Annotated in this window: 13 protein-coding genes and 1 pseudogene; 6 read left to right on the top strand and 8 right to left on the bottom strand. The window is 71.8% G+C overall.

The features are described 5' to 3' along the window. Positions 1-169 precede the first annotated feature (169 nt). Together CLM62_RS33510 and CLM62_RS33505 are read right to left on the bottom strand one after the other, a co-directional pair. On the bottom strand, positions 170-1,135 hold the full coding sequence (locus tag CLM62_RS33510) for a pirin family protein (protein WP_095753655.1): 966 nt from the start codon (positions 1,133-1,135) through the stop codon (positions 170-172). 166 nt (positions 1,136-1,301) lie between these two features. Further along, positions 1,302-2,705 (bottom strand): PepSY domain-containing protein, encoded by a 1,404-nt coding sequence (locus tag CLM62_RS33505; RefSeq protein ID WP_095753654.1) that lies wholly within the window; start codon positions 2,703-2,705, stop codon positions 1,302-1,304. 147 nt (positions 2,706-2,852) lie between these two features. Here CLM62_RS33505 and CLM62_RS33500 point away from each other — a divergent pair, with 147 nt between their 5' ends. Next, a complete protein-coding gene (locus CLM62_RS33500; RefSeq protein WP_095753653.1) occupies positions 2,853-3,497 on the top strand; it encodes a peptide deformylase in 645 nt (214 codons plus the stop codon). 15 nt (positions 3,498-3,512) lie between these two features. On the opposite strand, the gene CLM62_RS33495 is transcribed toward CLM62_RS33500, so the two are convergent. Next, the gene (locus tag CLM62_RS33495) at positions 3,513-4,946 is read right to left on the bottom strand and encodes an NAD(P)/FAD-dependent oxidoreductase (protein WP_095753672.1); all 1,434 of its coding nucleotides are present in this window, start codon (positions 4,944-4,946) and stop codon (positions 3,513-3,515) included. Positions 4,947-5,065: 119 nt separating this feature from the next. Between CLM62_RS33495 and trxA the strand changes: the two genes are divergently transcribed. Continuing rightward, positions 5,066-5,452, top strand: a complete 387-nt coding sequence (gene trxA, locus CLM62_RS33490) for a thioredoxin (protein WP_095753652.1) — start codon at positions 5,066-5,068, stop codon at positions 5,450-5,452. Positions 5,453-5,472: 20 nt separating this feature from the next. Here the strand turns inward: trxA and CLM62_RS33485 are convergent, their stop codons facing one another. From CLM62_RS33485 to CLM62_RS33475, 3 genes are all read right to left on the bottom strand, one after another. Beyond that, positions 5,473-6,909, bottom strand: coding sequence for a benzaldehyde dehydrogenase (locus CLM62_RS33485; RefSeq protein ID WP_095753651.1), 1,437 nt, complete (start codon positions 6,907-6,909; stop codon positions 5,473-5,475). A 132-nt stretch (positions 6,910-7,041) separates the two neighbouring features. After that, positions 7,042-8,088, bottom strand: coding sequence for a LacI family DNA-binding transcriptional regulator (locus tag CLM62_RS33480; RefSeq protein ID WP_095753650.1), 1,047 nt, complete (start codon positions 8,086-8,088; stop codon positions 7,042-7,044). Positions 8,089-8,138: 50 nt separating this feature from the next. Next, the gene (locus CLM62_RS33475; protein WP_095753671.1) at positions 8,139-8,819 is read right to left on the bottom strand and encodes a TetR/AcrR family transcriptional regulator; all 681 of its coding nucleotides are present in this window, start codon (positions 8,817-8,819) and stop codon (positions 8,139-8,141) included. Between the two features lie 117 nt (positions 8,820-8,936). Here CLM62_RS33475 and CLM62_RS33470 point away from each other — a divergent pair, with 117 nt between their 5' ends. Continuing rightward, positions 8,937-9,500: an NAD(P)H-dependent oxidoreductase gene (locus CLM62_RS33470; protein ID WP_095753649.1), complete on the top strand. Its 564-nt coding sequence runs from the start codon at positions 8,937-8,939 to the stop codon at positions 9,498-9,500. A 97-nt stretch (positions 9,501-9,597) separates the two neighbouring features. On the opposite strand, the gene CLM62_RS33465 is transcribed toward CLM62_RS33470, so the two are convergent. Beyond that, positions 9,598-10,503 carry a LysR family transcriptional regulator gene (locus tag CLM62_RS33465; RefSeq protein WP_095753648.1) on the bottom strand — a complete coding sequence of 302 codons (906 nt, stop codon included), beginning with the start codon at positions 10,501-10,503 and terminating at the stop codon, positions 9,598-9,600. A 115-nt stretch (positions 10,504-10,618) separates the two neighbouring features. Here CLM62_RS33465 and CLM62_RS33460 point away from each other — a divergent pair, with 115 nt between their 5' ends. Beyond that, positions 10,619-10,837, top strand: a complete 219-nt coding sequence (locus CLM62_RS33460; protein ID WP_095753670.1) for a hypothetical protein — start codon at positions 10,619-10,621, stop codon at positions 10,835-10,837. A gap of 208 nt (positions 10,838-11,045) precedes the next feature. On the opposite strand, the gene CLM62_RS33450 is transcribed toward CLM62_RS33460, so the two are convergent. Then, positions 11,046-12,017: a TerC family protein gene (locus CLM62_RS33450; protein ID WP_095753647.1), complete on the bottom strand. Its 972-nt coding sequence runs from the start codon at positions 12,015-12,017 to the stop codon at positions 11,046-11,048. A gap of 247 nt (positions 12,018-12,264) precedes the next feature. On the opposite strand from CLM62_RS33450, the gene CLM62_RS33445 reads away from it, so the two are divergent. Beyond that, positions 12,265-13,239 carry an alpha/beta hydrolase gene (locus tag CLM62_RS33445; protein ID WP_095753646.1) on the top strand — a complete coding sequence of 325 codons (975 nt, stop codon included), beginning with the start codon at positions 12,265-12,267 and terminating at the stop codon, positions 13,237-13,239. Positions 13,240-13,734: 495 nt separating this feature from the next. Further along, positions 13,735-14,001: pseudogene (locus CLM62_RS33440) on the top strand (PucR family transcriptional regulator); the annotation flags it as partial.

Raw genomic sequence — 14,001 nt, 5'->3', positions numbered from 1 at the left:
TTTTGTCCTATGCCAAAACCGAGCCCACCGCGCACAGCGGCCCCACCGGATCATTCCGGCGGGGCCGCTGCGTCTCATGTGACTAGAGCTGACCAGACGTCAGCAAAGTCGGCATCAGGACCGGACGCCTCCCGCTCACCAGCCACCAAACTCCAGGTATTCCCGCAGGTCAACGGACCCTTCCACGCGGCTTCAGCGGCACCGAAGGCAGCTCGGGGGCTGGCAGCGGATCCCCGTCGTAGCCCTTCACTTCGCCGAACCGTCGGCCTTCCATCCAGTCCTCACGGGCCTGCGCGATCTCCTCTTGGGACCGTCCGATCCAGTTCCAGAACATGATCAGCTCCTCCTCGAACGGCTCACCGCCCAGGAGCATCAGGCCCGCGTCCGACTCGGCGCGCAGCGGGAGTTCGGTGCGACCGCAGCCGAGGTAGAGCATCGAGCCGGGCAGCACCGGCACACCGTCCACCCGGGCCTCGCCGGACATGGACAGCACGGCGTACTCGAAGTCGGGTTCCAGCGGGAGGCGTACGTCCGTGCCGCGGGAGAGGGCGAGGTCGGCGCCGACGATCGGGGTGTACGTCGTTCCGGGCGAGGTCGCTCCGTCGAGGTCTCCGAGGATGAGCGTGGCCGTCAGGCCCGGTGCCGTGACGAGCGGCAGCTCGGCGTGGTGTTCGAAGCGCGGGTCGGTGTGGCGGTGGCCGTCCGGGAGGGCGACCCACAGCTGGGCGCCGTGCAGGAAGCGGGCGTGGGACTTCGGGCTCTCCTCGGAGTGGCTGATCGCCCGGCCCGAGGTCATCAGGCCCAGTTCGCGCGGGCGGATGGTCTGGAGGCTGCCCGTCGAGTCGCGGTGCAGCACCTCGCCCTCGTGCAGCCAGCTCACCGTCTGCAGCCCCATGTGCGGGTGCGGCGGCACCTGCATGCCGGGCTCGTCGGCGATGTCGTCGGGACCGTAGTGATCGACGAAGCAAAAGGCGCCGACCATACGGCGGCCCAGGTTGGGCAGCAGCCGGCGGACCTCGCTCGACTCGCCCAGCTTGACGTGGCGCGGGCTGAGGAGTTCCCGCACGGGTTCGGCCACCACGAAGCCACGGCCGCCGCACAGGGCGGGAACCGCCTCGCGATCAAGATTGCTCATATCGCTCAACCTAGCCCCGTGCGGGCTTCCGCGTCAGGTCAAGGAGCCCTCGTTCATCAGTGGCCGTGCCCATTTCGAGCAGCTCTGACGCGCCACCCGTCATTCGGGCCCGGCTCACCCCTGAGGGAGCCGGGCCCGAGCCATGTCCCACCGCCGCCCCGGCGCGCTACTTCGAGTCGGCGGAGGTGCGTCCGCCCCGCCGGTGGGCAATCTCGCCGAGGACGACGTCCACGGCGATGAAGGCGGCCAGCGGGATGCCGAGCAGCGGCACGAAGTAGCCGAGCACGGCGATGGCCGCCACACACGGCAGGAGGATCTGCGGGGGCACCTGCTGCCAGGCACCGCGCGGGATCGGCCGGCCGAAGGCGGAACCGCGGCCGCGTTGCCACCACATGCGGTAGCCCCACACGATCAGCAGGATCAGGGAGAGGGCGAGCAGCATCAGGGCGATCTGGTTGGCCAGGCCGAACAGGACGCCGGTGTGCAGGTCGATGCCCCAGCGGGTCAGCTTGGCGAGCAGCGGGTAGTCGTCGAACCGCAGGACGTCGGTGACCTCGCCGTCGGTCGGGTCGATCGCGACCGAGTCCTGCTTCTCGGGCCAGCTGCGCTGCACCTGCTTCACGACGTACGCCGAGGAGGAGTCGGCCGGCGGGACGATCTCGACGGGATCGCCCAGCCCTTCGGCACGGGCTGCGGCCAGGACCTTGTCCAGGCCGACGCCGTGCTCGGCGTCCCCGGCCGAGGCCGACGCGCCGTGGCCCGAGTGCTCGCCGCCCGCCGTCGCCGTGACCGAGGGGGTGGAGTGGCCGAGCGAGGTGCGCAGTTCGTCGATGTTGGCCCCGGCGTAGGTCGACCAGGTCAGGCCGGTCGCCGAGAGGAAGAAGAAGCCGATCGCGGCCCAGACGCCGACGGTGCCGTGCAGGCCGAGGGTACGGCGGCGGCCACTGGCGCCGCGCACCTTGCGCAGGGCGCGGCGGCGGGAGAACCACAGCACGAGTCCGCCGGCCGCGATCACCCACAGCCAGCTCGCGGCGAACTCACTGTAGAGGCGGCCGGTGTCGCCCAGGTGCAGGTCGCGGTGGAACTCGTCGATCCAGGTACGCAGCGGCAGCGCGCCGGTCGAGCCGTACTGTTCGAGTGATCCGCGCACCTCGGCGGTGTACGGGTCGACGAACACGGCGAGCGTGTGGTCCGGGTCGACGCCCTTGACCCCCGCCAGCAGCACCCTGGTGGTCGCGTCGTCCGCCGGCGAGGGACGTACGGCCGAGATCGTGCCGTCGGGATGCGCCTCGCGGGCGGCGGCGACCTGCTCGGAGATCGGCAGCTTGCTGTCGCCGACGGCGGAGACGGTCATCTCGTCGGCGTACACGAACTTCTCGGCCTGGAACGCGCCGGCGTACAGGAAGCCGGTGACGGCGGCGACGAGCAGGAACGGCGCGACGAGCAGGCCGGCGTAGAAGTGCAGGCGCAGGACCAGTGGGCGCAGCGGGGCCCAGCGGCTGGGGGACGGCGCCGGGTCGGCGGCGGGTTGCGGGGCCTCGTCCGTGGTGGTCGAGGGAGCGGTGGACATCGGCGGGCTTCTCCCGGGGCTGGGGACGTGTCTCGGCTGTAGCGCTCCAGAAGTCGGGCGCGAACGGCGCCGAGTTCCCGGCGAGTTGAGTGGTGTGCGTCACACGAGCGGGGCGGAGTGTCTGCGGCGCCGTGGCATCCTGGCGCGATGGCATCTCCCCATGAGCGCGCGCCCCTTGCCGAGCGGGTCGAGGAACTCCTCGCCACGGACGGCCCGTTGCCCATCGTGATGGCCGGCGACCCGGTGCTGCGGCGCGGCACCGAGCGATTCGAGGGGCAGCTCGCTCCCGCGCTGCTGGCCCGTTTCATCGACGCCCTGCGCCTGACCATGCACGCGGCGCCCGGAGTGGGCCTCGCCGCGCCACAGGTCGGGGTGGAGCTGCGGATCGCCGTCATCGAGGATCCGGCGCCCGTGCCTCAGGAGGTGCGGCTGGCGCGCGGGCGGGTGCCGCAGCCGTTCCGGGTGCTGGTCAATCCGTCGTACGAACCCGTCGGCACCGCCCGGGCCGCGTTCTTCGAGGGCTGCCTGAGCGTGCCGGGCTGGCAGGCCGTCGTGGCCCGGCACGCCGAGGTGCGGCTGACCGGCGAGGACGAACGGGGCCGTGCGGTGGACGAGGTGTTCACCGGCTGGCCCGCGCGGATCGTGCAGCACGAGACGGACCACCTCGACGGCATGCTGTACCTGGACCGCGCGGAGTCGCGCTCGCTGTCCTCGAATCAGGCGATGGCCGAGCGGTGGACGCAGCCGACACCCCAGGAGGCGGCCGCGTCCCTCGGCTTCGAGCTGCCCTAGTTGCCTGTCGGGGAACTAGTTGTCCCGGTAGGCCTCCAGCAGCCGCAGCCACACCTCGCTGATCGTCGGATACGACGGCACCGCGTGCCACAGCCTGCTGATCGGTACCTGGCCGGCGACGGCGATGGTCGCGGAGTGGATCAGTTCGCCGACGCCGGGGCCGACGAAGGTGACGCCGAGCAGGATCTCGCGTTCCATGTCGACGACCATGCGGGCGCGCCCTCGGTAGCCGTCGCCGTACAGGCTCGCCCCGGAGACCGAGGCGAGGTCGTAGTCGACGGCGCGAACGCGGTGTCCGGCCTGTTCCGCCTCGGCCAGCGAGAGCCCTACGGAGGCGGCCTCCGGGTCGGTGAAGACGACCTGCGGAACGGCGTCGTGGTCGGCGGTGGCGGCGTGGGCGCCCCAGGGGTCGGACTCCAGGATGGGCACTCCGGAGGCCCGGGCGGCGATGGCGGCGCCCGCGATGCGGGCCTGGTACTTGCCCTGGTGGGTGAGGAGGGCTCGGCGGTTGGCGTCGCCGACCGCGTACAGCCACTTGCTGCCGGTAACGCGCAGGCTGTCGTCGACCTCCAGCCAGGAGCCGGGCTCCAGGCCGACCGTGTCCAGGCCGATGTCGTCGGTGCGCGGGGCGCGGCCGGTGGCGAAGAGGATCTCGTCGGCCTCGATACGGTCGCCGGTGCCGGTGACGACCACGACCGTGCCGTTCTCGCGGGTCACCGACTCGACCGAGGTGCCGGTGCGGACGTCGGCGCCCGCTTCGGTGAGCGCCTCGGCGACCAGTTCGCCGGCGAACGGCTCCATGCGGTTGAGGAGGCCCTTGCCCCGGACGAGCATGGTGACCTGCGAGCCGAGGGCCTGCCAGGCGGTGGCCATCTCGGTGGCGACGACTCCCCCGCCGACCACGACCAGACGGCCGGGCACCTCCTGCGCGGCGGTCGCCTCGCGGCTGGTCCACGGCCGCACGTCGGCCAGGCCCGGCAGGTCCGGCAGGGCGGCGCGGGTGCCGGTACAGACGGCCACGGCGTGCCGCGCGGTCAGGACGTGCCGTTCGCCGTCCGGCCCGGTCACCGCTACCGTGCGCGGTCCGGCGAGCCGGCCGTGCCCGCGGTAGAGGTCGGCGCCGATGCCATCGAGCCACTGGACCTGTCCGTCGTCCTTCCAGTGGGCGGTGTAGTCGTTCCGTCGTGCGAGGACCGCGGCCGCGTCGAGGGGGCCCCGCACCGCCCGGCTCAGACCGGGCAGGCGGCGGGCGTCGGCGTGGGCGAGGACCGGGCGCAGCAGGGCCTTGCTGGGCATGCACGCCCAGTACGAGCACTCGCCGCCGACCAGCTCGCTCTCCACGATCGCGGTGGAGAGGCCGGCCGCACGGGTGCGGTCGGCGACGTTCTCCCCCACGGGCCCGGCCCCGAGCACCACGACGTCGTACGCGATGGATTCCGATTCCGTCATGGGGTCAGTCTGGTGGGTGGTGTGCGCGGTGGCCACACGGGTACGTGCGCGGAATACGGACCAGGGCGGCCTTGTTGTGCCAGCGGCTTCGCCCCGACACCAGGAAGAGGGATCACGACATGAGCAGCACCGTGGAGCTCACCAAGGAGAACTTCGACCAGACGGTCACGGACAACGAGTTCGTCCTGATCGACTTCTGGGCGGCCTGGTGCGGTCCGTGCCGTCAGTTCGCTCCCGTGTACGAGAGGGCGGCGGAGGAGAACCCGGACCTGGTGTTCGGCAAGGTGGACACCGAGGCGCAGCCCGAGCTGGCCGCCGCCTTCGGCATCCAGTCGATTCCCACGCTGATGATCGTCCGCGACCAGGTCGCCGTGTTCGCGCAGCCCGGCGCCCTGCCCGAGGCCGCCCTGACGGACGTCATCGGGCAGGCCCGGAAGCTGGACATGGACGAGGTCCGCAAGGCGGTCGCGGAGCAGCAGGCCCAGGCCGATCAGAGCGGCCAGTAAGCAGCCGTAGCAGAGGTATCTCAGAAGGGGTACGTCGCCACGTCGCCGCGCACCGTCGTCCAGCGCACCTCGGTGAAGGCCTCCAGGTTGGCGTCGCCGCCGAAGCGGGCGCCGGTGCCGGACGCGGCGATTCCGCCGAAGGGGGCGACGGCCTCGTCGTTCACGGTCTGGTCGTTGATGTGGACGATGCCGGTCGGGATCCGCTCGGCCAGGTCGAGGCCGCGGGTGGTGTCCCGGGTGACGATGCCGAGCGAGAGGCCGTACGGGCCGTCCGCGGCCAGGGCGGCCGCCTCGTCGGCGGTGTCGAAGGACCGTACGGGCGCGACCGGGCCGAACACCTCCTCCGCGTACGCGGGTGAGTGGTCGTCGACGCCCGCGAGGACCGTCGGCCGGTAGAAGAGCCGGTCGTGCGTGCCGCCCGCGGCCAGCTTGGCGCCGCCGGACGTGCTGGCCTCCACCAGGCCGTGCACCTTGGCGAGTTGGCCGGAGTCGATGACCGGGCCGAGGTGCACCTGCTCGCGGTACGGGTCGCCGACGGCGAGCGAGTCGGCCTTCGCCGCGAGCCGCTCGACGTACTCCTCGTACACGGAGCGGTGGACGAGATGGCGGCCGGTGGTCATGCAGATCTGGCCCTGGTGGAAGAAGGAACCCCAGGCGGCCGTGGAGATGACCGCGTCGAGGTCGGCGTCCTCCAGCACGATCAGGGCGGAGTTGCCGCCCAGTTCGAGGTGTGCGCGCTTGAGGTGGCGGCCGGCGGCCTCGCCCACGGCCCGGCCGGCCGCTGTCGAGCCGGTGAAGGAGATGACCGGCACGCGCGGATCGGCGACCAGTGCCTGGCCGGCCTCCGGGCCGCCCGGCAGGACGTGCAGCAGGCCGTCCGGCAGGCCCGCCTCGGCGAAGACCGCGGCGAGCGACAGTCCGCCGCAGACCGCCGTGCGCGGGTCCGGCTTCAGGACGACCGCGTTGCCGAGCGCGAGGGCCGGGGCGACGGAGCGGATGGAGAGGATCAGCGGGGCGTTGAAGGGGGAGATCACGCCCACCACGCCGACCGGGACGCGCCGGGTGTAGGACAGGCGGGGCGCCTCGGTGGGCAGCACCTGTCCGGCCGGGCGGGAAGCGAGGGCGGCGGCCTCGTAGCACTCCTGGGCGGCGACGTGCAGTTCGAAGTCGGCCTTGCCGGGTATGGACCCGGACTCGCGGACGAGCCACTCGCGCAGTTCGTCGGCGTGCGCGGCGAACAGGTCGCCCGCCTTGCGCAGCACTGCGGCACGGACGAAGTGGGGGACGCGCGCCCACTCGGTCTGGGCGGTGCCGGCGGCCCGTGTGGCCGCTTCGACGTCCTCGGCCGCGGCGAGGGTGACGGTGCCGAGCGTGTCGCCGGTGGCGGGCTCGGTGACGGTGTGTGCGGGTCCTGACAAGGGGCGGGGCTGCCAGGTCTGGGGGTCGAGCAAGGGCATGACGGCTCTCCGTTCGTCACCTGCGGGGCTCATGGCACTGGCGCGCGTGCCCACCTAGTTGAGCATGCAACATCCTAGCCAGGTGAAGATGCCGTGACAGCGCACAGGCATCACGCAGGTGTCGGCCGGTCGTCAGCTGGAGTCGCGGTGGACCACCGACGCGCCCAGTACCTTGTGCGTCTCGGGTGCGGCGGTGGGATTGCGGACCGCGTGGTCGACCAGTTCGGCGAGGTCCTGGCCGGAGGGCAGTTCGATGTGGACCGTGCTGAGCCGGGGCCGCAGCAGCCGGCCGAGCATCAGGTCGTCCGCGCCGATCACGGCCGTGTCCTGCGGGATACGGACGCCCTTGTCCTGGAGGGCGCTCATCAGCAGCATCGCGTACTCGTCGTTGTACGCGAACACGGCGTCGAGGCCGAGGTCGTCCCAGCGCGCGGCGAGCCGTGCGGCGGCGGCCTCCTCGTAGGCGAGGGGCAGATCGGTGACGGTGGCGTCCGTGCCGTGCAGGGCGCGCCGTACGCCTTCGAGGCGGGGCCCGGAGAAGGACTCCAGCCCGGATTCCTCGGGCACGACGACGCCGATACGGCGCCGGCCGCGGGTGTACAGGTGGGCGCCGGCGCAGTGGCCGACGGCCTCGTGGTCCATGAGCAGGGCGTGGGCGCCCTCGACGGAGTCGGGGCCGAGGGTGACCACGGCCCGGGCGCCGGAGCGCTTGAGCACGGTCACGCCCTTCGGGCCGAAGCCGGAGCCCGTCACCAGTACGGCGACCGGGCGCAGTTCGGCCCAGGCGCGGGCGGCCTCGTCGCCGTACAGCCCGACCGTGCCGTACTGCACGACCGTGTAGTCGAGGCGGCCGAGCGCCCACTGGAGTTCGCTGATGAACCGGGTGTAGAGCGGGCCGACGGGGAAGGTCGGCGCGGGCATCAGGACCATGCGACTGTGTCCGGCGCGCAGGCTGCGGGCCGCGGCGTGCGGCACGTACCCGAGTTCCTTGGCGGCCTCGTGGACGCGACGGCGGGTGGGCTCGCTGATCCGGACGGCGCTGGTGTTGTTGAGGACGTAGGAGACGGTCGCGCGCGAGACCCCGGCCAGGCGGGCCACGTCGGCGCTCGTGGGCACGGAGCGCGGTACGGGCGACGCGGGCGTGGGCGTTTTCGGTATCTGCACCATGACGTACCGCATCTTTGCAGAACCTGTGCGGGAGGTTTCGAGCGGGGGAACTTCCGGACGGTTTACGGCAGTTGCGCCGACCGGGACTGGTCGGAGGTGGCCGTCACCCGGTCGACCAGGTAGCACCAACCGGCCTCCACGCGCTCCATCGGCATCCCGCACTGCCGGGTCAGGTGATGGACCAGGACGGGGCTGAGGTACTCCATGAGCGTCCGGGCGAGGAGCTCACAGTCCGCCTCCGGCACCGCCTGGCGCAGCAGCAGGATGATGTGGCTGAGCAGCACCCGGCGGGGTGGTGCGGAGAAACGGCGGTCCGGGCTCGGCTCGGCCGCCAGTTGCAGCTCCAGTTGGTCGACCGAGCGGCGCAGGAGGGCGCAGCCGAACGCCCGGAGCCGCTCGACGGGGGGTGCCCCGGGTCCGAGCGGCGGGGGTCCGCTGAGGAAGGCGGCCTGGAACTTCTTCTCGGAGTCGTCCAGCAGCGCCGTCAGCAGTCCGGTGCGGTCGCCGAAGCGGCGGAAGACCGTCCCCTTGCCGACGTTCGCGGCGGCGGCCACCGCCTCCATGGTCACCCCGTTCGCGCCGTGTTCCGCCACCAGCCGGGCGGCGGCCTCGAGGAGCCGGGCCCGGTTGCGCGCGGCGTCGGCACGCAGGCAGGGCTCGTCCTCGACGGACCCGACCTGCAGCAACTCCGGCTGCAGCACCGGCTCCTGAGATTTCGGAGAGGGGGGCGGGACGGTGGACATGAAAACAGCGTAAAGCATGGGGAAGAAACTGGACCGTGGTCCGGATATGATGCTAGAACATTAAGCGGACCTCGGTCCGGTTCGTTTCGGCAGTGTTTCAGTCTCTGGGAGTTCTTCATGTCTGTTCGCATCCTCGCGCTCGTCGGCAGCCTTCGCGCCGGTTCGACCAACCGCCAGCTCGCCGAGGCCGCCGTCAAGCACGCTCCTGAGGGCGCCGACGTGGTGCTCTTCGAGGGCCTGGCCGACGTGCCCTTCTACAACGAGGACATCGACGTCGAGGGCAACGTCCCGGCCGCCGCGGTCAAGCTGCGCGAGGCCGCCGCCGGCGCCGACGCCCTCCTGCTCTTCTCGCCCGAGTACAACGGCACCATCCCGGCCGTCCTGAAGAACGCCATCGACTGGCTGTCCCGCCCGTACGGCGCCGGTGCCCTCGGCGGCAAGCCGGTCGCGGTGGTCGGCACCGCCTTCGGCCAGTACGGCGGCGTGTGGGCGCAGGACGAGGCCCGCAAGGCCCTGGGCATCGCCGGCGGCAAGGTGCTGGAGGACGTCAAGCTCTCCATCCCGGGCTCCCTCACCCGCTTCGCCGAGACCCACCCGGCCGATGACGCCGAGGTCGCCGCGCAGCTGACCGAGGTGGTCACCCACCTGCACAGCAGTGCCGGTGAGACGGCCGCCGCCTGAGCGGTGCCTTGAGGTCCCGGGAGGCGGCCGGAGTTCCTGATGTGCCTGTGCCTGTGCCAGGGTGCCTCGGGAGCTCCGGCCCCCTCTCCCTGTTGTGTCAGGCCACCGCCGTGGGCGCCAGCTCCCGCAGCTCCTCGAGCGCGGCCACGATCGCCGGGCGTGCCCGGCCGCCCCGCCGGGTGCAGGTGAGCAGCTTGCGGTGCGGGTTGCCCGTGCAGCGCACCCGCGCGATGGGCAGGTGCGGAGTCAGCTGGGCCAGCCGCGGGATCAGCGCGACGCCGAGCCGGTGGGCGACCAGATGGGCGGCGACGTTCCAATCCATCGCGTGGTGGACCACGTTCGGCGTGAACCCGGCCTCACCGCACGCCGACAGCACATGCGGACGGCAGGGGCTGTCCAGCACGGGAGCGATCCAGTCTTCGTGGGCGGCCTCCGCGAGGTCGACGTCCGCACGCCCGGCCAGCGGGTGCCCCTCGGGGACGACGAGGTCGAACGGGTCGTCCAGAAGCGGCTGTTGGTCGAACCGCGCGTCACTCAGGGGTGGGTTGTACACCGTCGCCTCGACGATCGCCAGATCGATCTCCCCCTCGAAGAGCAGGTCGAAGCCGGCGGGGACCTCTGCCTCCTGGATGCGCAGGTCCAGTCGCGGATGGCGTTCGCGCAGCCGGGCCGCCATGGGCGCCAACAGCACGGAGACGGCCAGCGGAAAGCCGCTCATGCGCAGCGGACCGGCGGGCTCGCCGCAGTCGGCGCGCAGGTCGAGTTCGGCCTGTTCCCAGCGGGCCTGGATGGCGTCGGCGTGCGCGAGCAGGCTCTCGGCGGCCGGGGTGAGCCGGACCCCGCGCCCCTGCGGTTCCAGAAGGTCGACGCCCAGGTCGCGGGCGAGCTGCCGGATCTGCTGGGAGGCGGCGGACGGGGTGAAGTGCAGAGCGCGGGCGGCGGCGGTGACCGTACCGTAGTGCGCGACCGCCCGCAGGACGTGGAGCCGGCGCAGATCAATCATGAAGCCCACGCTTCAAGGTGCGGTCCACAAAGTCAACCTGGACGTGTACGAAGACTCCGACGCACCCTGGCTGTGTCGCGACGGCCACCAGCCATTCCGTACGAAGGAGTTCCCGATGACCAGCACGACCGGTGCCGTCTGCCCGCATTGCGGATGGCCCGACGGAGCCGAGCCCTTCCAGGTGGTGTCCCGGCACAGCACGGCGGCGGGCCGCACGGTGTGGACGCGCTGCGGCTGCGGCTCGTTGCAGGTCCGGGTCGTCGACGAGCGCGGCATGCGCATCGTCTCCCGCAGCCGGCCCGCCGTCGCCAAGTCGAGCCCGGCCTGCTGCTGAACGGCCGCGTAGTGCTCGCCCGCGCAGGGGTCGCCTGGGAGTCATCGGCCCGACGCGATGAACGACGCCATCGCCACGTACGAGAAGAGCGGCTTCGGGATCACCGGCATGTATCCGGTCACGCGCGAGGCGGCCACGGGCCAGGGCGTGGAGTTCGACTGCGTCCTGATGCGCGCGAAGGCCGCCCCCGCGACGGACCGAGCAGCCCCTAGGCGATGTGTTCCGTCTCGGCGGTCTCCTCCTGCTTCTTCGACGCCCGCAAGCTTGTGAGCGTCGTGACCGTCAGGACGAGCACGATGAAGCCGAGCGAGAAGGGGATGCTGATCTCCGGGACGTGGACCCCGGACTCGTGCAGTGCGTGCAGGACCAGTTTGACGCCGATGAAGCCCAGGATGATCGACAGGCCGTAGCTGAGGTGGACCAGCTTCTTGAGCAGTCCGCCGATCAGGAAGTAGAGCTGCCTGAGGCCCATCAGGGCGAACGCGTTGGCGGTGAACACGATGTACGGGTCCTGGGTCAGCCCGTAGATGGCGGGGATCGAGTCCAGGGCGAACAGGACGTCGGTGGAGCCGATCGCGAGCATCACGACCAGCATCGGGGTCATGATCCGCTTGCCGTTCTCGGTGATGAACAGCTTGGTGCCGTGGTAGCGGTCGGCCACGCCGAAGCGCTGTTCCGCCATCTTCAGCAGCTTGTTCTCCTGGTACTCCTCGTCGTGCCCCTCCTTGCGGGCGTCCTGGACCAGCTTCCAGGCGGTCCAGATCAGGAAGGCGCCGAAGAGGTAGAACACCCACGAGAAGGCGGAGATGATCGCCGCGCCGGCCGCGATGAAGCCCGCGCGCAGCACCAGGGCCATGACGACGCCGACCATCAGCACCCGCTGCTGGTACTGGGACGGCACCGCGAACTTCCCCATGATCAGGACGAAGACGAAGAGGTTGTCGACGCTGAGCGACTTCTCGGTGATGTACCCGGCGAAGAACTCGCCGGTGGGCCCCGCTCCGCCGAAGAAGTACAGTCCGACCCCGAACACACAGGCGAGGACAACCCAGACGACCGTCCAGGTCCCCGCCTCCCTGATCGACACGTCATGGGGTTTTCTGCCGATGAAGAAGTCCGCGGCGACGAGGGCGCAGAGGGCCGCGACGGTCAGCAGCCATACGGTGACAGAGACGTTCACTGGTACTCCTGTGGATGGGGGGCATCGACAGCGTCGCCAGGACCGTCGAGCCCTTCCACCGACAGCAGGTGAAGAACAGGTCATGTCCTGGTAAAAAGCAGCAGGTCACGCGCGGGCGTGGCCGGAAGTCGCCGGGTGCCACCCGCCGTACGGCGGGCAGGTTCCGCCGGACGGCGGCGCCCCGGACGGCGGCCGATACGCGAATCATGACGCCACGAGCCGCCGCGCCCCGCGTGAGGAGAAACCCATGAGTCATGTCCCGCCCCCGTTCGACCCGGAGCTGGCCGCCGCCCTGGATCTGATCAAGGACGTACTGTCGCCCGGTCTCGCTCTGGACGAGATCGACGTCGTACGCCAGGGCCCGGCGATCCAGCTGCTGGCCGAGCTGGATCTGACCATGGGCGGGTTCTTCGAGGTCGAGGACCGCACGGTGCCGGGGCCCGAGGACGCTCCCGACGTATCCCTGCTGATCTGCCGTCCCGCCGCCCCGCAGGCCGCCGGACCGCTGCCCGTCGTCTACCACGTGCACGGCGGCGGCATGATCCTCGGTACCAACCGTGTCGGCGTGGAAGGGCCCCTGGCCTGGGCGAAGGAGCTGGGGGCGGTCGTGGTGTCGGTGGAGTACCGGCTGGCGCCGGAGCATCCGTATCCCGCCCCGGTCGAGGACTGTTACGCCGGCCTCGTGTGGACGGCGGAGCACGCGGCGGAGATCGGCGGTGACCCGGAGCGGATCGTCATCGCGGGCGCCAGCGCGGGCGGCGGCCTGTCCGCGGCGCTGACCCTGCTCGCCCGGGACCGCAAGGGTCCGCGGCCGATCGGCCAGCTGCTGATGTGCCCGATGCTGGACGACCGCAACGACACCCCCTCCTCGCACCAGATGGCGGGCCTCGGCGTCTGGGACCGTACGGCGAACGAGACGGGCTGGACGGCGCTGCTCGGCGAGCGGCGCGGCGGCCCGGACGTGCCCGCGTACGCGGCACCGGCCCGGGCCGAGGACCTGTCCGGCCTGCCGCCGGCCTTCCTCGACGTGGGCTCCGCGGAGACCTTCCGGGACGAGGTCGTCGCCTACGCGTCACGGATCTGGCAGGCGGGCGGAGTGGCTGAACTGCACGTATGGCCGGGCGGCTTCCACGGCTTCGACGGCTTCGCCCCGCAGGCAGCCCTGTCGCAGGCGGCCCGGGCGGCCCAGCTGGAGTGGCTGCGGAGGCTGCTGGGCGGCTGACGGGCCTCCTGGGAGCCCTGCCTCGGGTCCGGGCCGGTACGCCTGTCGGAACGTTCCGCCGGCCTTCCTCGACGTGGGTTCCGCGGGGCTTCCGGGACGAGGTCCAGGGCGACAGCGCGTGCGGGGGCCGCCGAGCTCCACATGTCGCCCGGCGGCTTCCACTGCTCCGCCCGCAGAACGCCCTGTCGCAGGCGGCCCGGGCGGCCCAGCTGGAGTGGCTGCGCCGACTGCTCGGCGACTGACCTCCATCCAGGGAAGCCCTGGCTCGGGTGCCGGCCGGGACACTGCCCGGACGTTCCCGCCGACCTTCCTCGACATGCGGCCCGGCGCCCTCCACGGCACTGAAGTGGCTACGCCGGCTGCTGGGCCACTGGTGCCGGTCCGGGGAGCCCTGCTCCGCTCGCGCGGGACGTCTGCCGAAACGTTTTCGCATCTCAGCGGGACCTCGCGTGCCAGGGCTCCCGGACGGTGACCGTATGGCGCACCATGGGGCCTATGAAAGAGCTGGCCGGGCGCCTGACCGCGCTGGATCCGGACGCCGGTGCCGCCGTCCGGGTCATCGCCTACTTCGACCGACTGGCCGAGTCCCGGGCGGGTCTGGAGGCGCTGGTGCGCGGGGCCGCGGTGCTGGCCGGGGTGCCCGCCCGGCTGGTCGACGCCGAGCGGCTGGTGCACGTCCGTGTGGAGGCCGACGGCACGCGCCGGGACACCGACCTCCCGCCGGACCCCGCCTGGCCGTCCGCGCCCCTGACGCCGGACGGG

The sequence above is a fragment of the Streptomyces sp. SA15 genome, from assembly GCF_002291145.1.
Lineage (GTDB): Bacteria > Actinomycetota > Actinomycetes > Streptomycetales > Streptomycetaceae > Streptomyces.
This window is presented reverse-complemented; position numbering and strand designations above follow the sequence as displayed.